The 19,859-nt window shown below is 69.5% G+C and carries 17 protein-coding genes; 9 read left to right on the forward strand and 8 right to left on the reverse strand.

All coding sequences use genetic code 11. The features are described from left to right. The first annotated feature begins 172 nt into the window (after positions 1–172). Complete coding sequence (locus ABD648_RS11935; RefSeq protein ID WP_282215180.1) at positions 173–2,698, forward strand: CHAT domain-containing protein; 2,526 nt, start codon at positions 173–175, stop codon at positions 2,696–2,698. A gap of 25 nt (positions 2,699–2,723) precedes the next feature. Here the strand turns inward: ABD648_RS11935 and ABD648_RS11940 are convergent, their stop codons facing one another. After that, on the reverse strand, positions 2,724–3,041 hold the full coding sequence (locus ABD648_RS11940) for an ArsR/SmtB family transcription factor (protein ID WP_282215181.1): 318 nt from the start codon (positions 3,039–3,041) through the stop codon (positions 2,724–2,726). An 85-nt stretch (positions 3,042–3,126) separates the two neighbouring features. On the opposite strand from ABD648_RS11940, the gene ABD648_RS11945 reads away from it, so the two are divergent. The 4 genes from ABD648_RS11945 to ABD648_RS11960 all read left to right on the forward strand — a co-directional run bounded on the left by ABD648_RS11945 (position 3,127) and on the right by ABD648_RS11960 (position 6,019). Beyond that, positions 3,127–4,176 (forward strand): SDR family oxidoreductase, encoded by a 1,050-nt coding sequence (locus ABD648_RS11945; RefSeq protein WP_282215182.1) that lies wholly within the window; start codon positions 3,127–3,129, stop codon positions 4,174–4,176. A 475-nt stretch (positions 4,177–4,651) separates the two neighbouring features. Next, a complete protein-coding gene (locus ABD648_RS11950) occupies positions 4,652–4,915 on the forward strand; it encodes a ribbon-helix-helix protein, CopG family (protein WP_282215183.1) in 264 nt (87 codons plus the stop codon). Next, positions 4,912–5,202, forward strand: coding sequence for a hypothetical protein (locus tag ABD648_RS11955; RefSeq protein ID WP_282215184.1), 291 nt, complete (start codon positions 4,912–4,914; stop codon positions 5,200–5,202). Before ABD648_RS11950 ends, ABD648_RS11955 begins: the two co-directional genes overlap by 4 nt. 133 nt (positions 5,203–5,335) lie before the next feature. Continuing rightward, complete coding sequence (locus tag ABD648_RS11960; protein WP_282215185.1) at positions 5,336–6,019, forward strand: CAP domain-containing protein; 684 nt, start codon at positions 5,336–5,338, stop codon at positions 6,017–6,019. Positions 6,020–6,097: 78 nt separating this feature from the next. Here the strand turns inward: ABD648_RS11960 and ABD648_RS11965 are convergent, their stop codons facing one another. From ABD648_RS11965 to ABD648_RS11985, 5 genes are read right to left on the reverse strand one after another with little or no spacing between them, the layout of a single operon-like run. Continuing rightward, positions 6,098–6,874: a DeoR/GlpR family DNA-binding transcription regulator gene (locus ABD648_RS11965; RefSeq protein WP_282215186.1), complete on the reverse strand. Its 777-nt coding sequence runs from the start codon at positions 6,872–6,874 to the stop codon at positions 6,098–6,100. Beyond that, positions 6,871–7,728, reverse strand: a complete 858-nt coding sequence (locus ABD648_RS11970) for a class II fructose-bisphosphate aldolase (RefSeq protein ID WP_282215187.1) — start codon at positions 7,726–7,728, stop codon at positions 6,871–6,873. The genes ABD648_RS11965 and ABD648_RS11970 overlap by 4 nt, the downstream gene beginning before the upstream one ends. 11 nt (positions 7,729–7,739) lie before the next feature. Continuing rightward, complete coding sequence (locus ABD648_RS11975) at positions 7,740–8,684, reverse strand: 1-phosphofructokinase family hexose kinase (RefSeq protein ID WP_282215188.1); 945 nt, start codon at positions 8,682–8,684, stop codon at positions 7,740–7,742. After that, complete coding sequence (locus ABD648_RS11980; RefSeq protein ID WP_282215189.1) at positions 8,681–9,673, reverse strand: ROK family protein; 993 nt, start codon at positions 9,671–9,673, stop codon at positions 8,681–8,683. Before ABD648_RS11980 ends, ABD648_RS11975 begins: the two co-directional genes overlap by 4 nt. A gap of 12 nt (positions 9,674–9,685) precedes the next feature. After that, entirely contained in the window at positions 9,686–10,582 is an 897-nt protein-coding gene (locus ABD648_RS11985; RefSeq protein ID WP_282215190.1) for an SIS domain-containing protein, read from the reverse strand. A gap of 321 nt (positions 10,583–10,903) precedes the next feature. Here ABD648_RS11985 and ABD648_RS11990 point away from each other — a divergent pair, with 321 nt between their 5' ends. Genes ABD648_RS11990 through ABD648_RS12000 form a run of 3 tightly spaced genes read left to right on the forward strand, consistent with a single transcriptional unit; the run spans position 10,904 to position 14,074 of the window. Further along, positions 10,904–12,145: an extracellular solute-binding protein gene (locus tag ABD648_RS11990; RefSeq protein WP_282215191.1), complete on the forward strand. Its 1,242-nt coding sequence runs from the start codon at positions 10,904–10,906 to the stop codon at positions 12,143–12,145. 31 nt (positions 12,146–12,176) lie between these two features. Further along, positions 12,177–13,145, forward strand: coding sequence for a carbohydrate ABC transporter permease (locus ABD648_RS11995; protein WP_282215192.1), 969 nt, complete (start codon positions 12,177–12,179; stop codon positions 13,143–13,145). Positions 13,146–13,147: 2 nt separating this feature from the next. Beyond that, on the forward strand, positions 13,148–14,074 hold the full coding sequence (locus tag ABD648_RS12000; RefSeq protein WP_282215193.1) for a carbohydrate ABC transporter permease: 927 nt from the start codon (positions 13,148–13,150) through the stop codon (positions 14,072–14,074). 112 nt (positions 14,075–14,186) lie between these two features. On the opposite strand, the gene ABD648_RS12005 is transcribed toward ABD648_RS12000, so the two are convergent. After that, positions 14,187–15,374 (reverse strand): ROK family transcriptional regulator, encoded by a 1,188-nt coding sequence (locus ABD648_RS12005; protein WP_282215194.1) that lies wholly within the window; start codon positions 15,372–15,374, stop codon positions 14,187–14,189. 172 nt (positions 15,375–15,546) lie between these two features. Here ABD648_RS12005 and ABD648_RS12010 point away from each other — a divergent pair, with 172 nt between their 5' ends. After that, positions 15,547–18,525, forward strand: coding sequence for a glycoside hydrolase domain-containing protein (locus ABD648_RS12010; RefSeq protein ID WP_282215195.1), 2,979 nt, complete (start codon positions 15,547–15,549; stop codon positions 18,523–18,525). Positions 18,526–18,644: 119 nt separating this feature from the next. Here ABD648_RS12010 and ABD648_RS12015 read toward each other — a convergent pair whose 3' ends face one another. Further along, positions 18,645–19,811, reverse strand: coding sequence for an ROK family protein (locus ABD648_RS12015; RefSeq protein ID WP_282215196.1), 1,167 nt, complete (start codon positions 19,809–19,811; stop codon positions 18,645–18,647). Positions 19,812–19,859: the final 48 nt, after the last annotated feature.

Raw genomic sequence — 19,859 nt, forward strand, 5'->3', positions numbered from 1 at the left:
CCCGCTCGAATTCACCCGTCGGCCGAGATGACAGTCGCAGGTCGAAACGGGCCGAATGGACCTGCATCCGTGATCTCGACCTGCATCCGGACAGCGCGCACCGAGGAGAAGACCGACGGATGCCGGGTGTCGCACTCTTCCGCGGAACCTCGGCGCACGGCATCCTGGACGGATGCCCCTGTCTGCGAGCGAGCTGCATCGGCGTGGCGTCGAAGCGGCGAACGCGCGGCGGTTCACGCAGGCGCGGCGCGCACTCGACGCGGCATCCGCTCGCACCGACGACCCCGATCTGCGCGCCCGCATCGACGGGACCATCGCGTATGTGCTCGGTCAGACGGGTGAGCCGGCCGCGGCCGAGCAGCTGTGTCGCGCGGCGCTCGCCCGCCCCGGCCTGACCACCGAGACGGTCACGGTGCTCAGCGGCCAGCTCGGCACCCTGCTCTCGCACGCGGGTCGGCTGGACGAGGCCGAGGCGATGCTCACGCAGGCGATCGACGCGCTGACGGCCGTCGGCGCCGAGACCATCGAGCTCGCCAACTGCCTGATGAACCGCTCGGTCGTGCGGATGCAGCGGCACGAACTCGACGCCTGCACCGCCGACCTCCAGCGCGCGGTCGCGGTCTACGAGGCCGCCGATGCGACGGAGCCCCTCGCCGAAGCGCAGCACAACCTCGGCTATACGGCGCTGCTGCGCGGAGACCTCGTCACCGCGCTCACCCTCATGACGCGCTCCCGGCCGACCCTGGCCGCGACCAGCGACCTCGCCGCCGCGATCAGCGACCTCGACCGCGCCGAGGTGCTCCGCGATGCCGGGCTCACGACCGAGGCGGAGACGCTGCTCGCGCAGGTCGCTCGCGAGTTCGGGGCGCAGCGCATGCGCCAGGCCCGCGGCGAGGCGGAGTTCCATCGTGCGCGATCGCTCCTGCGCCATGACCCGGCCGCGGCCGAGCGCGCCGCACGCACGGCGGTCCGGCGCTTCGCTTCCCTCGACAATCACGGCTGGGCTGCGCGTGCAGATGCCATGCGGCTGGAGGCGCAGCAGCGGTCGCGATCCCGGAATCCCCCCGACGCCGCGGAGTTCGTCCGCGTCGCGAAGGCGCTCGACCGCAGCGGCTTCCGCAGCGAGGCCGCCGGCCTCCGTCTCAGCGCGCGACGCGACGGGACGGGACGGATGCCGCGGCTCGACCCCGCCGCACCCACGCCCCTGAAGCTGCGGGCCCACGAGGTTCGCGCGGCGCGCGCATCCGCCGCCGGACGCGATCGGGATGCGCTCCGCGCCGCGGCCGAGGGCCTCGACCTGCTCACGGCCTGGCAGCGGTCGTTCGGCGCTCTCGACCTGCAGGCCTCGGTCGCCATGCACGGCAGTGACCTGATGTTCGCGGGGCTGTCCGCGGCCGCGCGCCTCGGCGACCCCGAGGTGCTGTTCGAGTGGTCGGAGCGCGCACGGCACCTCAGCCAGCAGGTCGCTCCCGTGCGGCCCCCGCACGATGACGACCTCGCGGGGGATCTCGCGGAGCTGCGGATGCTGCGCGCCGAACTCGCGGGGCAGGACTGGACGACCGACGCCCGGGTGCGGAGCCTGCGCGACCGCGTGCGCGAACGGCAGTGGGCGACGACGGGGTCAGGCGGCACCCGCGACCGGCTCGGACTGGCCGAGGCGAGGGCCGCGCTCTCCCCCGACACGGCCGTGCTCTCCTACGTGTTCACCGGCACCGACCTGCTCGCCGTCGTGGTGACGGCATCCGGGGCGACGGTCGTCGGGCTCGCCTGGAAGCGCCTGCGGGCCGCGCTCGACGGGCTGCGCGCCGACCTCGACATGGCGGCGCTCACGCGCGGCGGGGTGATGGGTGCCGTGACCGGGCGGGCGCTCGCGGCACGGCTGCAGCTGCTCGACGCCGAGCTCCTTGCTCCGGTGCGTGGTGCCGCCCCGCACGCCGAACGGCTCGTGATCACGGTGCCCGGTGCGCTCGGCGGGGTGCCGTGGGCGATGCTGCCCGGCATGGCCGGAACCCCTTTCACGCTCGCGACCTCGGTGTCACGGTGGCTCGCCGTGCACAGTGCGGCAAGAACTCGCGCTGCAGTGCGGAAATCCGCCCTCACGGGGAGAGGCGGCGCCGATCTTGCTGAATCGTGGACGGTCGGCCGCGGTGCCGGATCTTCGCGGGTCGCCTTCGCGGCGGGTCCGCGGGTGCCTCGTGCGGGGGAAGAGGTCCGGCGGGCGGCGGACGCCTGGCCTGCGGACGAGACGCGGATCCTCGAGGGACCGGACGCCACGGTCGCCGCGGTGACCGCTCTCGCCGCCGACGTCGAGGTGCTCCATATCGCCGCCCACGGGCGTCACGCGGTCGACAACCCGCTGTTCTCCGGTTTCGAGCTGGCCGACGGCACCCTGTTCGGCTACGACGTCGACCTGATCCCCCGCGTGCCCGCGACGGTCATCCTCTCGGCCTGCGAGCTCGGCCGTTCCTCGATCCGGTGGGGTGAGGAGGCGCTCGGGATGACGCGGGTGTGGCTGCACGCTGGAGCGGACTGCGTGATCGCCGCCCCGGTGGCCGTGCCCGACGACGACGCGTGCGAGCTGCTCAGCGCCGTGCACCGGGGGCTGGCGCAGGGCGTCGCGCCGGCGATCGCGCTGGCCGCGGCATCCGATTCGACCGGCGTGCGGGCCCCGTTCCAGTGCCACGGGAACGGATTCTGACCTCGATCGAGCGAGATGACGCGACTCAGATCGACGTTCCCACCGCCCGAGCGAGGCGGGCGATCTGCTCCTCGTTGCGCTGGTAATGCGACCACTGCCCCACTCGGGTGCATGTCACGAGGTCCGCGCGCTGCAGCGTCGCCATGAATTGTGAAGCGGTCGACTGAGACACGTTCGCTCTCGCCTGGATGTGCTTGAGGCACACACCGACGTCCTCCGCGGGCTGATCCTGCGGAGGGAACGAGGTGGGTTCCTTCAGCCAGCCGAGGATGGCCAGACGCGTCGGATGGGCGAGCGCCTTGAAGACCGTGACCAGCTCATCCCCCGCATGCTCATCGACCATGCGTCGATCATATCGCAGTATCGCGATTTACCGATTATGTGATAGTTCTTAGATCGTAAAAACGCGATTTACCGATGGGAGCGACATGGACAGGACAGCGTTGGTGGTGGGAGCGCGGGGAGTGATCGGCGGGAACCTGATCGCGCACCTCGAGAAAGAGGGCGGATGGAAGGTCATCGGGCTCTCGCGTCGCGGCGGACCCGATGTCGGCGCGGTCCGCCATATCGCCGTCGACCTGCTCGATCGCGACGACACCACTGCTCGACTGTCCGGTCTGACCGATGTCACGCACGTGTTCTACGCCGCCTACCAGGATCGACCGAGCTGGACAGAACTGGTGGCGCCCAACCTGGCCATGCTCGTCAACGTCGTGGACGCGATCGAACCGGTCGCACCGCGGCTGGAGCACATCAGTCTCATGCAGGGATACAAGGTATACGGCGCGCACCTGGGTCCGTTCGCCACCCCTGCCAAGGAGAGCGATCCCCCGCACATGCCGCCGGAGTTCAACGTGGATCAGCAGCAGTTCCTCGAAGGGCGACAAGCAGGCGCCTCGTGGTCGTGGTCGGCGCTCCGGCCGTCCGTCGTCGCCGGTGTGGGGCTCGGGAATCCGATGAACCTCGCGATGGTGATCGCGATCTACGCCTCCATCAGCAAGGAGCTCGGGATTCCGCTGCGCTTCCCTGGAAAGCCCGGCGCGTACACGAGCCTGATCGAGATGACGGACGCCGACCTGCTGGCTGCAGCGACCGTCTGGGCGGCCACCTCGCCGGGCAGCCGCAACGAGGCCTACAACATCACGAACGGCGACATGTTCCGCTGGTCGAGCATGTGGCCGAAGATCGCGGCCTTCTTCGAACTCGAGACGGCACCACCGCTCCCGATACGACTGAGCGAGATCATGGCCGACAAGGCGTCCCTGTGGGAGACGATGGTGGAGCGCCACGGGCTGCGTCCCACGCCGTACAGCGACGTGTCCTCGTGGGAGTTCGGGGACTTCGTCTTCGCCTGGGACTACGACGTCATCGCCGACACATCCAAATCTCGTCGCGCGGGTTTCCACGGCTACGTGGACAGCGAGCAGATGTTCCTCCGGATCTTCCAGGACCTCCGCGATCGGCGACTCATTCCCTGAAAGCCGCGAATCTTTTTCTCCATTCGATGTATCAGAACAGATGCGGAGCGCTCCTGTCTTTCAGAAGGTGCCATGCGAAGGACCTCGAAGGTGTGAGGTGCGAGGAGGCGCAGTCGGCTGGGGACATCCGCTCGCTGGGGAGCGCGGATACGACACGACACCCTCTGCTCTGGGAGTGCCGCGGCTGGGAGGCCGCGGCACTCTCGCAGGGCCTCGGCGATCTGGGGACGCCGAGGCCCTTTTGGGGTGCACGGGCGACACACGCTGCCGACTGGGCCGTGGTGGCCGTCGACACCGCCAGGGGCAGCGTGTGGGCAGCCGAGACGTACGGTCGCATGATCTGCTCGTACCTCCGGAATGCAGCGGCATGATCGCCGCGCGCACGAGTTCGACCTCCAGCGCCTGCTCGACGGGATCGAGACCTGGCTGGCAGCGAGCCTTCACACCGACGAGGTTTCGTAATACGATACTGGACATGGCGAGGAAGATGCAGGGACGGGAAGTCTCCGAGGAGCAGGTCGATGCTTGGGTAGCCGAAGCCGAGGCGGGCTACGATCCGGAGGAATTGCTGCGTCGCGCCGGCGGGCGGCCGGCGCGCGCAGACCAGGCGTCTCACGTCGTGCCCGTGCGACTCACCGAAGCGGAACTCGCTGCGGTGATGGAACGCGCCGAACGAGAGCATCTCAACCGATCCGATGCGATCCGCGCGGCATTGGCGGCCTGGTCGCACGCCGCGTGATCATCCGCAAGTCGGCCCTCAAGCATGGAATCAATGAGGACGACTGCCGCAACGCCGCCGCCTGGGCGGCACTGACGGTTTCGCTCGACAATGAGAACCCAGGGCGGCAACTCCGCCTCGGATTCGACAGCAGCGGTCGCCTGCTGGAGCTCATCGTTCTGGTGTGGGATGCGGAACCGAAGAACTCATCCACTCCATGCGAGCGCGCCCGCAGTATGTCCGTCTCCTCGGTTGACGGCGACCCGCGCGACGACATGGGCTCGCGTCTCGCGGATTGTTGCACCTAGGGTAAAAAGGTCGGTGCGCCCCGGACACATATCCCCGCCTACGTCTATACACATACTGCGCCGGCATGGAGGTTCCATGTTCATCCAACGACTGACGGATCATGCTCGCCGTCACAGCACGTGGTGGAGCGCCGTGAGCGCACTCCTGCTGATCGCCACCTTCTGCGGTCACTACTCCCTCACCCAGAGCGTCGCGCCGCCGGCAGCGGCGCACTCGGCCGAACCGACGGCTGCGCCCACGGCTCAGCCCACGCCAACGCCGAAGCCCACGCAGGCCCCCTCGCCGACACCGACAACCACCCCGGCCCCGGAACCCGCCCCAGCCCCGGCACCGGTTCCCGAACCGGCCCCCGCCCCTGCACCGGCTCCCGAGCCGGCGCCGGCACCGGAACCCGCCCCTGCACCGGAATCGGCACCCGCAGCGACGGATGCCGATTCCGCCGCGGCAGCCGAGGTGCTGCGGCTGGTCAACGTCGAGCGCGCCGCGGCCGGATGCGCGGCCGTCACGGTCAACCCGGTCCTCGCCGAGGTCGCTCGCGCACACAGCCAGGACATGGCGGATCAGGCGTACTTCAGCCACACCTCGCTCGACGGCCGCTCGCCCTGGGATCGCCTGGCAGGCGCAGGGTACTCCGACGGGAGCGGCGAGAACATCGCGGCGGGTCAGAGCACCGCCCAGGACGTGATGTCGAGCTGGATGAACAGCTCAGGACACCGGTCCAACATCCTGAACTGCGGCAGCACGACGATGGGAGTCGGCATCGGCCATGGCGGCCCGTACGGCATCTACTGGACGCAGGTGTTCGGCCGCTCCTGACGGTCGGTCGCAGCGCATGTGAGGATGCGTGACGAGGGTCCGGGGCCGTGCGGCCTCGGACCTTCGTCGTGATCGCGGTCAGGCGAGCAGAACCTCGTGTCCGGCCTCTCGAAGAGCGTCGACGGCGCCGGCATCCGCTGCGGCATCCGTGATCACCGTGGGGAACAGGTCCACTCCGCCCACGGCGGCGAACGCCACGACGCCGAGCTTGCTGCCGTCGGTGACGACGACGGCGCGACGCGCACGCTCGGCCATCATCCGGTTGACGGCGGCCTCGCGCTCATCCTGCGTGGTGGCTCCGGCAACGGCATCCATCCCGTTCACGCCGATGAAGGCGATGTCGAGGCGCACGCCCCGCAGCAGCTGCTCGACGAACGGCCCGACGAGCTCGTAGCTGCGCGAATGGATCACCCCGCCGGTCACGACGACCTTGATGTCCGGGCGCGTGGCCAGCTGCGCAGCGATGTTCACGGCGTTGGTGACGACGGTGATGCCGCCGTTCGCCGCGAGATCGTCGCGGGCCGCGAGGGCTGCCGCGATCGCGGTGGTCGTGGTGCCGCCGGACAGCCCGACGACCGTCCCCGGCACGACGAGCGCGGCCGCGGCCTGAGCGATGCTCGCCTTCTCGTGCGCGCGCAGGTGGCTCTTGTAGCGGATGGGCAGCTCGTACGCGACGGTCTGAGCGACGGCGCCGCCGTGCGTGCGGGTGAGCAGGCGCTGCTCGGCCAGGCTGTCGAGGTCGCGCCGCGTGGTCGCAGCCGAGGCGCCGAACCGGTCGACGAGCTCATCGATCGTGACCTCGCCGGCCTCGGCGAGCTGATCGAGGATCGCGTTGAGTCGCGCCGCCCGTTTCATCCCGCCACCGTATCGCTCCCGGCCAGCGCGAAGAGACGCAGCATCCGCGCGGCCTCGTCAGCCAGGGCGTCGCGTGCGGGCGCGAGGTATTTGCGCGAGTCGACCAGCTGCTCGTCGGCGGCCAGCTTCTCGCGGATCGCCCGCGTGAAGAACCCGTTCAGATGCGTGGAGACGTTGATCTTCGTCATGCCCGCGCGCACCGCATCCGCGATCACGGCATCAGCCACGCCGGAGGATCCGTGCAGCACCAGCGGCACGGGCAGTGCCGCGCGCAGGCGGGCGATCAGCTCGAGGTCGAGTGACGCCGTGCGATCGGTCATCGCGTGCGAGGAGCCCACGGCGACGGCCAGGGCGTCGACGCCGGTCGCGGCGACGAAGGCCTGCGCCTCATCGGGGTCGGTGCGGACACCGGGCGCATGCGCCCCGTCCTTGCCGCCGACCTCGCCGAGTTCGCCCTCGACATAGACGTCGGCCGCGTGCGCGCGCGCCGCGACCTCGGCCGTGAGCGCCACATTCTCGTCGTACGGGAGCGCACCGCCGTCGAACATCACGGAGCCGAACCCCAGGGCGATCGCCTCGTCGACCAGCTCCGGGCGCTCCGCATGGTCCAGGTGCACGGCGACCGGCGTCTGCGCGCGTCGGGCGATCGCGAGCGCGGCCAGGGCGACCGGTTCGAGGCCGCCGTGGTAGTCCGCGCAGTTCTGCGAGATCTGCAGGATGACGGGAAGCTGTGCGAGCGCCGACGCGCGCACGAGCCCCTCGGCCGTCTCGAGATGGATGACGTTGAAGGCGCCGATGCCGGTGCCGGCGGCGGATGCCGCGGAGACGAGTTCGCGGGCGGAGACGAGGGTCACGAAGGGTCCTTTCAGGACGATGCGGGCCGGAACGACGAAGGATCGGGGTGCGTGACGCGGATCTGCTGCTCGAGCGCGGTCCAGCGCGGGGAGATGTCGCCGGCGAGGGGCATCAGCACGGCTGCGGCCGACCATGCCGTGGCCCGACGGAGGATCTGCTCGGGGTCGCGGACCCCGGCCGCGTAGAGCACGGCGCAGGCTGCCACGCCCGCGTCGCCGGCGCCCGTCGGGTTGCCGGCCAGCGGTTCGTCGAGACGGGCATGGACGAGGGCGGATGCCGTGACGGCGAGCATCCCGTCCGCCCCGAGCGACAGCAGCACCAGCTCGGCGCCGCGGTCGATCAGCGACCGCGCCCCCTCGACCGGGTCGGCGATGCCGGTGGCGTCGGCGAGCTCGGCGGCGTTCGGCTTGAGCACGGTCGCTCCGGCATCCGCCGCGCGCAGGAGCGCGGGGCCGGAGGTGTCGGCGATGACCGGCACGCCGGCATCCTTCCCGACCGCGATCAGCATCGGCAGCAGGGCGTCGGGCGCGCCCGGCGGCAGGCTCCCGGAGATCACGAGCACCCTCGCACTCGGAAGCCGTTCGACGACCTCGCCGAGCACGGCCGCCCATTCGACGTCGCTCGGGTTCATGCCGCGCTCGTTGATGATGGTCGTGTCGCCGAGCGCCTCATCGACCACGGCGATGCTGCGGCGGGTCTCGGCGGCGACCGGAACGAGCGCATGCGGGACGCCGCTCGCGCCGAGCTCTGCAGCGAACTCCTCGCCGACGCGCCCGCCGGTCGTGGTCACCGCGAGCACCTGCTCACCCTCCGCGTGCGCCACGCGCGCGACGTTCAGGCCCTTGCCGCCGGCACGGGCGATGCCGGCATCCGCGCGGTGCGTGCCGCCTTCGACGAGCCGATCGACGCGCCAGGTCAGGTCGAGCGCCGGGTTCGGAGTGACCGTCAGGATCACGTGAGCTCCCTCGCACGAAGCGCAGCGCCGAGCAGCCCCGCGTTGCCCGAGAGCTCGGCCGGAACGAGTTCCGGAATCCGGTGGAAGCTCAACCGTGCCGCGAGCCGCTCGCGCAGCTCGTCGAACAGCGCCCCGCCGGCGCGGGAGAGCCCGCCGCCGATGACCACCGCCTCGGGCGCGACGACAGCCGTGAGCTGAGCGAGCGACATGGTCAGGGCGTCGAGCGCCGAGTTCCAGATCTCTGCGGCGACCTCGTCGCCGGCGGCAGCACGGGCGATGACGTCCTTCGCACCGTCCGGAGTGATTCCGGTGGCGTCGCGGTAGCGGCGCGCGATCGCCCCGGCGGACGCGACCGCTTCGAGGCAGCCGCGCGCACCGCACGCGCAGATCGGTCCGTCGGCGATCGGGGAGTGGCCGATCTCGCCCGCATACCCTCCGGCGGTGTAGGGAACCCCGCCGACGAGCAGAGCGCCGGCGATCCCCGTGCCGATCACGAGGACGACCGCGTCGGCGTAGTCGCGCGCCCCGCCGAGTCGGCGCTCCGCCCAGCTCGCGGCGCGGACGTCATGGTCGAAGGCGACCGGCAGCGCGAGTCGTGCGGTGGCGAGGTCGCGCAGCGGAGAGTCGTGCCACCCCAGGTTGCTCGCGAAGACGCCGAGCCCGGCATCCGCATCCACGATCCCGGGGACGACCAGACCGGCCGCCATCGGCATCACGCCGGGGTGCGCGGCGCGGAGCTCACCCGCCAGCACCTCGAGACGGTCGAGGAGCACGTCGGTGCGGTCGCCGTCGGCGATCGGGGTCGGCGTGCGCCGCAACCCGAGGGCGTTTCCCTCCGCGTCGAACAGCGCCGACTTGATGTCGGTGCCGCCGACGTCGAAGGCGAGCACGGGAGAACCCGCACCCAGCGTCCGCACGGCGGCGAGCCTCTCGCCCGCCACGTCGCGTTCGACGTCGGGGACGGATGCTGCGCCGTCAGGTCCGGTCATTGATGGATCCGCTCATGCATCCAGGATGACGGATCGCGTGAGGTTGCGGGGCTGATCGGGGTCGAGGCCGCGGGCGACGGCGCGGTCGAGGGCGAGCCGGTGCAGACGCACGAGGTCGGCCATGGGGTCGATCGCACGGTGCTCGAAACGGGCGCCGGTCGCCTCGACCTGTGCGGCCAGTCCCTCCGGAGCGTCGCCGAAGTGCCAGGTCACTCGGCCGGGAGCGGCGATCGCGATCGGACCGTGCCGGTAGTCCATCGAGGGGTAGGACTCGGTCCACGACTGCGACGACTCCCGCAGCTTCAGCGCCGCCTCGTGTGCGAGACCGGTCGCCCAGCCGCGGCCGAGGAACGTGTACTGCTCGGCATCGCGGAGGGCCTCGTCGTCGGTGTCGGTCAGCACGGCAGCGGCGTCGGCGATGGCCGCGGTGAGGTCTTCGCCGAGAGACGCGCGGAAGAGCGCGAGGGCCGTGGTCGCGAAGCGGGTCTGCACGACCGAGGTCTCGTCGGCGAACGGCAGGAGCACGGCCTCGTCGACCATCGAGACGAGCGGCGATGTCGGGTCGCCGATGACGCCGATCGTGGGGATGCGGCCCTTGATGCGGTCGACGAGCTCGAGCACCTCGGTGGTGGTGCCGGAGCGGGTGAGTGCGACGACAGCGTCGTACCCGCGGTCGATGAACGCCTCGGAGGCGGCGAAGGCGTCGGTCTCGCCCTGACCAGAGGTCTCGCGCAGAGCGGCGTACGACTGGGCCATGAACCACGAAGTTCCGCAGCCGACGACGGCGACGCGGGCCCCGAGGGCGGGAAGCAGACCCTGCTCGGCCTTCATGTCGGCGGCCGTCGCCCAGGTCTGGGGCTGCGAGCGGAGCTCTTCGCGCATGTGTGCGCCGGGCAGCGATTCAGTCATCGGAGTGCCTTTCTCGGGCGGATGTTGCATAGTTGTGATTGTTTGTAGCTTGATTCGATCATAGTATGTCGATCAGGAACATCAAGATCAGGTTTCTCTTGATTTGTTTGTTCCCTTGACAAATAATCGAACAAGTTCCACCACCCTGGCGGCGATTCCTGCCGTCGAACTCCGAGCCTCGGCTTGAACGATCGCAGCTGCCCCCGGCGAAGCGATCACCACGCACTGTCGCGTGATCGTGCTTGCGACTGTGCACCACACCCCGTCCGGACACGGGCTCCGCATCCGGAGCGGACACTCACAGTGAGGAATGCAATACACATGAAGAAGTCACTGCGGTTCGGCGCCGCCGCCATTGCGGCCGTCGCCACGCTCTCGCTCGCTTCGTGCGGGTTCGGCGGCTCGGCCGGAGACGGCGGAGGAGAGGACTCGAACACCATCGATCTCCTCGTGCCCAGCTACTCCGACGGGACCAAGGCGAACTGGGAGACCGTGATCGAGGGGTTCGAGAAGGCCAACCCCGACATCAAGGTCAAGCTCGAGGTCCAGTCGTGGGACAACCTCGAGAAGGTCGTCTCGACGAAGATCCAGGCGGGCGAGGCACCCGACATCTACAACGGCGGTCCGTTCGCCGGTTTCGTCGGCGATGAGCTGCTGTACCCGGTCGAGGATGTCGTGTCGAAGGACACGTTCGCCGACTTCCAGGACTCGTTCATCAAGAACGCCGAAGTCGACGGCACCGCGTACGCGCTGCCCCTGATCGCCTCGGCTCGTGCCCTGTTCGTCAACAACGCCCTGCTCGCGCAGGCCGGCGCCACGGCGCCCACCGACTGGGACTCGCTGCTCGACGCCGCGACGAAGGTCTCCGCGCTCGGTGGCGGTGTCGCCGGTTACGGCATGCCGCTCGGATCCGAAGAGGCGCAGGCCGAAGCGGCCGTGTGGCTGTGGGGCGGCGGCGGCTCGTTCGGCGACGCGTCCGAGATCACGATCGACACCCCCGAGAACCTCGTCGGTGCCGAGCAGATCAAGAAGATGATCGACGCCGGTGCGACCCAGGCTGACCCCGGCTCCACGCAGCGTTCGCCGCTGATGGACATCTTCATCCAGGGCAAGATCGGCATGCAGGTCGGCCTCCCGCCGACGGTCGGCCAGATCGAAGAGGGCAACCCCGACCTGGACTACTCCATCGTCCCGATCCCGACCAAGGACGGCTCGCCGTTCACGCTCGGCGTCATGGACCAGCTGATGGCGTTCCAGAACGACGGCGACAAGAAGGACGCGATCACCAAGTTCTTCGACTACTACTACTCGGCCGACGTCTACGTGCCGTGGGTGCAGGCCGAGGGCTTCCTGCCCGTCACGAAGTCCGGGTCCGAGCAGCTGTCCGGCGAGGAGGCCCTCAAGCCGTTCCTCGACGTGCTGCCCGACGCCCAGTTCTACCCGTCGACGAACGCGAAGTGGTCCGCCGCCGACGGTGCTTTCAAGTCGCTGTTCGGTCAGCTGCAGTCGAAGCCGGCTCAGGATGTCCTGACCGAGATCCAGGCGCAGGTCGACGCGGGCTGAGCCCGCTGAACGGAGAGGTTCGGGTATTCCCATGAGCCAGACGAAAGAGTCCTCGAACCTCGCGGGGGCGGCCACCGGCCGCCCCCGCACCCCCCGACGGAACGCCGTGCGCGGCAGGTCCGGGGGGAAAGATCTTCTTCAGGCGTTGCCCTGGATCGCGCCCGCGCTGCTGCTCATCATCGGCGTGGTGTTCTTCCCCGCCGGGGTGATGTTCTTCAACTCCACCCGCGACATCTCCCTCTCGGGCCTCGACAAGGGCTCGGTCGGGTTCGACAACTTCGCCACCGTGTTCGCGTTCGCGGAGTTCTGGCCGATCCTGGGCCGCACGGTCATCTGGGTCGTGTCGGTCGTCACGTTCACCGTCGTGATCTCCCTCGCCCTCGCACAGATCCTCAACAAGGCGTTCCCCGGGCGGCAGATCGTCCGCATGGCCGTCATCGTGCCGTGGGCAGCATCCGTCGTGATGACGACCATGGTGTTCTACTACAGCCTCGAGCCGTACTTCGGGGTGTTCAACAAGTTCCTCTACGACATCGGCCTCTCGGACGACGCCGTCGGATACGGGTGGACGAAGAACCCCGCGACCGCATTCGCCTGGTCGATCGTGATCGCGATCTTCGTATCGCTCCCGTTCACCACCTACACGATCCTCGCCGGCCTCCAGTCGGTGCCCGCGGATGCGATCGAGGCGGCGAAGATGGACGGCGCCGGTCCCGCCCGCACCTATTGGTCGATCGTGCTCCCGCAGCTGCGCAGCGCCCTGGCCGTGGCGGTGCTGATCAACATCATCAACGTGTTCAACTCCCTGCCGATCCTGAAGGTCATGACCGGGTCGATCCCGGGATACGGGGCCGACACGATCATGACGATGATCTTCAAGTACATCGAGCTGCAGAAGAAGGTCGACGTCGCCAGCGCCCTGTCCGTCGTCGCGTTCCTGATCGTGATCGTGATCGTCGCGATCTACGTCAAGGTCGTCAAGCCCATGAAGGAGGTCTGATCATGACCGTGACCGAGACCGAACTCGTCACCACCACCGGCCGCGGCGGACGCGCCCTCCCCCCACTGAACGGCCGCAAGCGCCGTTACACCGAAGACCAGGTCACCCTCCCGCGGGTCATCCTCCGCATGGCCGCCGGGTTCCTCGTCCTCGCGATCTTCGTGCTCCCGTACCTGATCATGTTCTTCGGGTCCGTGAAGACGAAACCGCAGATCCGCTCCGTCGACCCCACGTATCTCCCGATCGAATGGCACTGGGAGAACTACCTCACGATGTGGTCGACGCCCGAGACGCCCCTGCCCTACAACCTCATCTCCACGATCATCATCGCCGTGTTCGCGACCCTGCTCGTCCTCGTCGTGTCGCTGCCGGCCGCGTACTACACCGCCCGGTTCAAATTCCCCGGCCGCATGGTGTTCCTGTTCCTCGTCATCGTCACCCAGATGCTGCAGCCCGCGGTGCTCACCTCGGGCCTGTTCCGACAGTTCACAACCCTCGGCCTCGGTGACACGTGGGCGGCGATGATCTTCATCAACGCCGCGTTCAACCTCTCCTTCGCCGTCTGGATCATGCACTCCTTCTTCGCCGGCATCCCCAAAGAAGTCGACGAAGCAGCCCAGATCGACGGCGCCGGACGCTTCACCGTCCTGTTCAAGATCAACCTCCCCCTCGTCTGGCCCGGCATCGTCACCGCCATCGTGTTCACCTTCGTCGCCTGCTGGAACGAGTTCGCCGCCTCCCTCGTGATCCTCTCCACCGACAAGAACCAACCACTCTCCGTCGCGCTCACCAAGTTCGTCGGTCAGTACGAGACCAGCTGGCAGTACGTGTTCGGCGTCTCGATCGTCGCGATCCTGCCCGTCGTCATCCTCTTCATGCTCATCGAGAAGCGACTCGTCGGCGGACTCACCGCGGGCAGCGTCAAGTAGGGCAGTTCACACGCTCGAGTTCTGCGGCCATCGCTAACTTCTGCGGCCATCTCTACCCGGAATGGCCGCAGAAGTCACGCACGGCCGCGGAAGTCGCTCCGGTCGGGCACGCTCACGTACGCGCGGAGGGGCGCATCAGCGCGACGCCGAGCACACTGCCGAGCACGTGCCGACCCGGCCCCAGAGCCGGGTCGGAGTCGTGCGCGTAGCGGATCGGCGGGGATGCCGTCCCCTTGGGCCGGTTCTGCTCGAACCCGGAGCGCACAGCCGTCAGGAACGGCTCGCCGAGCAGCGGGGCACGCCCCACGATGACGATCTCGTGGGGGTCGGTGAGCCCCGAGAGGATCCGCAACGCGGCGGCGACGGACTCGGCGCCGAGCAGCATCCGATCCTCCGCGCCGTCGGCCCGCAGCAGCGCCTGCACGCCCTCCGGCTCCAGCTCGTCGTGGAAGTCGGGGCCGAGGATGGCGGTGAGGGAGGCGACCGCCTCGATGCACCCGTAGCCGCCGCACCGGCAGCGAACGCGGGAGCCGTTGCCGCCGAAGGCCACATGACCGATCTCACCCGCCCGATTGGTCGCGCCGGGGAGCACGCGGCCGTCGATCGTCACGGCGGCGCCGATGCCCTCGCCCATGCGCAGCACGAGCCGCTGCACCCCCGCGGCCTCGTCGATCACCGATTCGGTGAGAGCCTCGCCGTCGGCGTCGTTGAGGATGACGATGGGGAGGTCGGCCTCCGCTCGGACGAGTTCCGCCAGCGGCACATCCCTCCAGCCCAGGAGCACGCTCTCGCGCACGACAGCTCCGTCGGTGACGCCGGGGGACTGCAGGCACACGGCGAGAACGCGGTCGGGGAAGTCGCGCACGAGCTCGCCGGTCACCCGAGCGACATCCGCGGGCTGCACGCCGGACGCGTAGGTCGTCACGCGTGTGAGGACGCGCGTGCCGCTCAGATCGAGCAGCACGGCCTCCACGCTCTGCGCGCGGACGATGACGACGCACACGACGTAGTACGCGCGGTTGAGCTCCACGCGTGTGCCCGGCTTGCCGCCCGTGCTCTCGGCCTGCTCGCCCTCGACGACGAGACCGAGCGCGATCAGCTCGTTGACGAGGGATGACGTGGTGGCGGTCGTCAGGCCGGTCAGCCGGGCGAGGCTCGCGCGGGTCACCGAGTCGTCGGAGCCGATGAGCGCGAGCGCACGACGCAGGTGATCGCGGCGGATCTTCCCCTTGCCGTCCAGGAGGCCCTCCGCACCGCCGCCGAAGACCGACCGCTCGAGCCGCGCCCTCGTCCCTTGCACCTCTGCCAGCATCGACGTCCCGCTCCCCTTCGCGCCTGTTCGCGCCCGTTCGCCGCGGAACCTTGACACGCAGCCGCTCCAAACTCTACGCTAGCCCCACTTCGCTTACTCACTAAGTAAAGTCCCCCATCACGAGTTCCCCGCTTTCTCGATGCCGACAAGACAGGACCCGATGAACGTGCCCGAGACCTTGCTTCCCCCACGCCGCTCGCGTGCCCGATCCCTCCGCAGAGGCGGGGCGGCGATCCTCGCCCTCGCACTGACGCTTCCCCTCCTCCCGATGCTGTCCGCACCCGCGGCGGCGGCGGAGACGACCGTGATCGTCGACGACGCCGTCACCTCCACGACCGAGGGGTTCGAGTTCCCCGCCAAGTGGGTGGGAGACGCCGATCTCGATCCCACCAAGTGGATGAACGGCACGGAGCATTGGGTCCGCGCCGGCGACACCCCGAGCATGACCTTCCGCTTCACCGGCGTGCAGGCCGAGCTCCTCGGGAACACGGACCCCGCCCACGGCACCTACGCGTTCTCGGTCGACGGAGGCCCGGAGACGATCGTCGACGCGTACTCCGCGACGCGCCAGTATCAGCAGCTGCTCTTCTCGACCGGCGTCCTGCCGTCCGGGCCGCACACCGTCGTGCTGCGCGTGACCGGGGAGAAGAACCCCGCCGCCGCCCGCGCCGGCGCACAGATCGACTTCGCCCGCGTGACGAAAGAGCTCGTCGCCGCCACCGGTGTGTCCCTGGATCAGTCGCCGCTGACGCTCGAGGCGACCAGCACGGCGAAGGTCGAGGCGACGGTCACCCCGGCCGACGCGACCGACAAGACCGTCACGTGGTCCTCCGATGACGAGGGCGTGGCCGCGGTCGCAGCCGACGGCACGATCACCGCGGTCGCGGCGGGCGAGGCGACCATCACCGCCACCACGCGAGACGGCGGATTCACCGCCCACCGCACCGTCACCGTGACCGCCGCGCGCACAGAGCTGTCCGGAGCCGTGGCGGACACCAACTTCCACTACGTGACCACCAAGTCCTTCGACGACTACCGCCGCAAGTACTACTCCGATGTCGTGACGATGACCGAGACGGCATGGCAGGGGACGGCATGGCAGCAGGACCGCGTCAACGCGCAGTTCGTGCTCTGGAGCGCCGGCGAGGCCAAGACCGGCGTCCGCGTGGAAAGCGTGCACCTGACCGGCGCCGACGGCGCATCCCTCGACGACGGCATCACCGCCACCCTGGTCTCGACCGTGATGGCCGGACGCGGACGCCCGTCGCTCGGAAAGCCCCAGGAGCCGATCCCGGACATCCTCAAGCCCATCGCCTCTGTCGAGATGGCACCCCGCTCGGTGCAGCCTGTCTGGATGACGGTCGACGTGCCTGCCGATGCCGCGCCCGGCGTCTACGACGGCACGGTCGTCGTGGTCAGCGACCAGGGCGATCGCATCGAGCTGACCCTCGGACTCGAAGTCCTCGACCTCCGACTCCCGGCCGCAGGCGACTGGGAGCAGTTCGTCGACCTGTGGCAGAACCCGTACGCGGTCGCCCGCACCGAGGGCATCCCGCACGACCAGCTCTGGAGCGACGCGCACTTCGCCGCCATGCTGCCGCACTACCAGCGCCTGCGGGACGCCGGTCAGGACGTCATCACGACGACCGTGGTCAAGGACCCCTGGGCGTCACAGACCTACGACCCGTACGAGTCGATGGTCGAGTGGACGAAGAACGCCGACGGCACCTGGTCCTTCGACTTCAGCGTCTTCGACCGATGGGTCGAGTTCATGATGGACGACGTCGGGATCGACGGCCAGATCGATGCGTACTCCATGGTCAACTGGGCGAGCAAGGTCGAGTACTTCGACGTCGCGCAGGACCGCCGGATCACCGCATCGGTGTCGGTCGGCACTCCCATCTGGCGTGAGATGTGGACCGCGTTCCTGGAGAAGTTCGGCCCGCACCTCGAGGAGAAGGGCTGGTTCGACATCACCTACATGGCGATGGACGAGCGCGCACTGGACGACATCCTCCAGGCGGTCGATCTCATCGACGAGGCAGCACCCGGCCTCAAGGTCGGCGCCGCGATGAACTACAACAGCCTGCATGATCCGCGCCTCGACCGGATCGACAAGATCTCGGTCTCGGCGGACAACGTGCTCATCGGCGACGAGGAGTTCGAGACCGTCGCCGCGCACCGCCGCGAGCTCGGACTGATCACGAGCATCTACTACTGCGTCGGCATCTACCCGAACACCTTCGTGCGATCGAACCTCGCCGAGGCGGTCTGGGGGCAGTGGAAGACGACGGCGACGGCATCCGACGGCTACCTCCGCTGGGCGTACGACAGCTTCGTCGAGGATCCGTTCACCACCGTCGACTTCAAGACCTGGGAATCGGGAGACGCGGCGCAGGTGTACCCGCACGACATCTCATCGGTCCGCTGGGAGCACATGAACGAGGGGATCCGAGACGCCGAGAAGGTCCGGTGGCTCTCCGCCAGATCGACGGATGCCGCAGCCACACTGAACGCCGCCATGGCGGAGATGGCGAACCCCGGCTTCAAGAAGGATCCCTTCGGCGGCGTCATCGACCCGGGTGACGTCGACATCCCCGCCGAGGTCGACCGGCTGCAGGCGGCGCTCGACGCGGCGACGCGGACGTATCTCGCCGACCGGGAAGCGGCCTTCGACGTGTCGATCTCGGACACCGCGCTCACGGTCGAGACTCCGGCCACCGCGACGGTGACCGGGCTCGAGCCGGGGACGACCGCGACGTTCGAGCTGCACTCCGACCCGGTGCTGCTCGGCACAGCCACGGCGGATGCCGATGGCACGGCCCGCCTCGCCTTCACGGTGCCGACGGTGCCGGTCGGTGCGCATGCCCTGGTGGTGAGCGCACGCGACGCGGCGGGCACACCCGGCAGCATCTCGGTCGCCGTCACGGTGCGTGCGGCGCCGAACCCCGGCGGAGGCGGCGACGGCTCCACCGGGTCCGGGTCCGGCGCGGGCTCCGGCTCCGGCTCATCGAACGGCAGTGCTCTGGCCACCACCGGCCAGGACCCTGCACTGATCACGACGGCCATCCTCCTGGCAGTGCTTCTCCTCGCAGGAGGCGCCGTCGCCGTCCGACGCAGGCGTTCCCCCCGCGCCTGATCGGGCTTCCCCATGGGCCGTCACCGCCTCCCCCTCAGCGGCGGTGACGGCCCTTCTTCGCGCTCACGCGCGTCGAACGGTCACAGAGGCAAGAGCCGCAGGACGCGACCCCGCTCGCGTCAGGGGCGAGGAGCGGATGCCGCGAGCAGCTGCTCCGGGCTCCATCGCACGCCGAGCGCCGACGTCAGCGCGGCCTGGGCGGCACCGGCGGAGAGCGCGACGCGCGGGTCGGCGTAGCGGATGGGCACCTGCGCTGTACCCCGCGACGAATAGTCCGTCTCGCTGCGCACGCGCTCGAGGAAGCGGGGCCCGAGTACGGTGGCCGGACCCCCGATGACGACCTCCGTCGGATCGAGGAGCGCGCTGATGAGCTTGACGGCGCGGGCGAGCGCGCGGGCGCCGTCGTCCAGCTGCCGCGGGTCGGCACGAGCGGCGAGCACCGCGATCTCCGCAGCATCCATCGCGTCGGAGAAGCCCTCGCCGAGCATGGCGCCCATGGCGGATGCCGATTCGAGGCACCCGCGCCGTCCGCAACTGCAGTCCCGCGCCGCCTCACCGAACACCACCTGCACGTGGCCGATCTCCCCGGCCCGGTCGCGCGGCCCCGGGGCAAGCTCGCCGTCGAGGGTCACCGCGGCGCCGATCCCGCCGCCGATGTGGATGAAGAGCCGGTAGCCCGCGGGGGACTCCTCCCGCCCCGCCTCGGCGATGGCCTCGGCATCGACGTCGTTGACCAACAGGACCGGTGCCTTCAGGACGCGTTCGAATCGCTCGGCCAGGGGCAGGTCCTGCCACTTCAGCTGCACGCTCTCGAGCACCGAACGGCCGTCCGTGGTGCCGGGGAGCTGCACTCCGGCGGCGAGCAGGCGGTCGCCGAACTCGACGGCCACGGCCGCGACCGCGGCATCGAGCACGCGGTCGCGGTCCTCCGCCGAGTAGGTCACGCGCCGGACATCGACCTCGGTGCCGTCGAGGGCGACGAGCGCGATGTGCGCATGGCGGGGCTGGATCACGATGACGAGGATGAGATGGTGACTCGCGTCGATGCTGAGGGTCGTCGCCCGCTTTCCGCCGGTGCTCGCCGCCTGTTCCCCCTCGACGATGAGGCGGTTCTCGAGCAGCTCGGCGACCAGCGACGACGCGGTGGCCGCGGTCAGCCCCGTCGACCGTGCGATCCCGGCCCTGGTCTGCACGCCGGGATTGCGGAAGACCAGCTGCAGCGCCCGCCGCAGGTTGGCGCGCCGCACCGAGGCCTGGGTGTCGAGGGCGTCATCCGAGTTGAGCATGGGTTCCGTTCAGGCTCTCGCGAGCGAGCTGTTGACAGATCGAGCTAC

The sequence above is a fragment of the Microbacterium luteolum genome (assembly GCF_039533965.1).
In the GTDB taxonomy this organism is placed as follows: Bacteria; Actinomycetota; Actinomycetes; order Actinomycetales; family Microbacteriaceae; genus Microbacterium; species Microbacterium luteolum.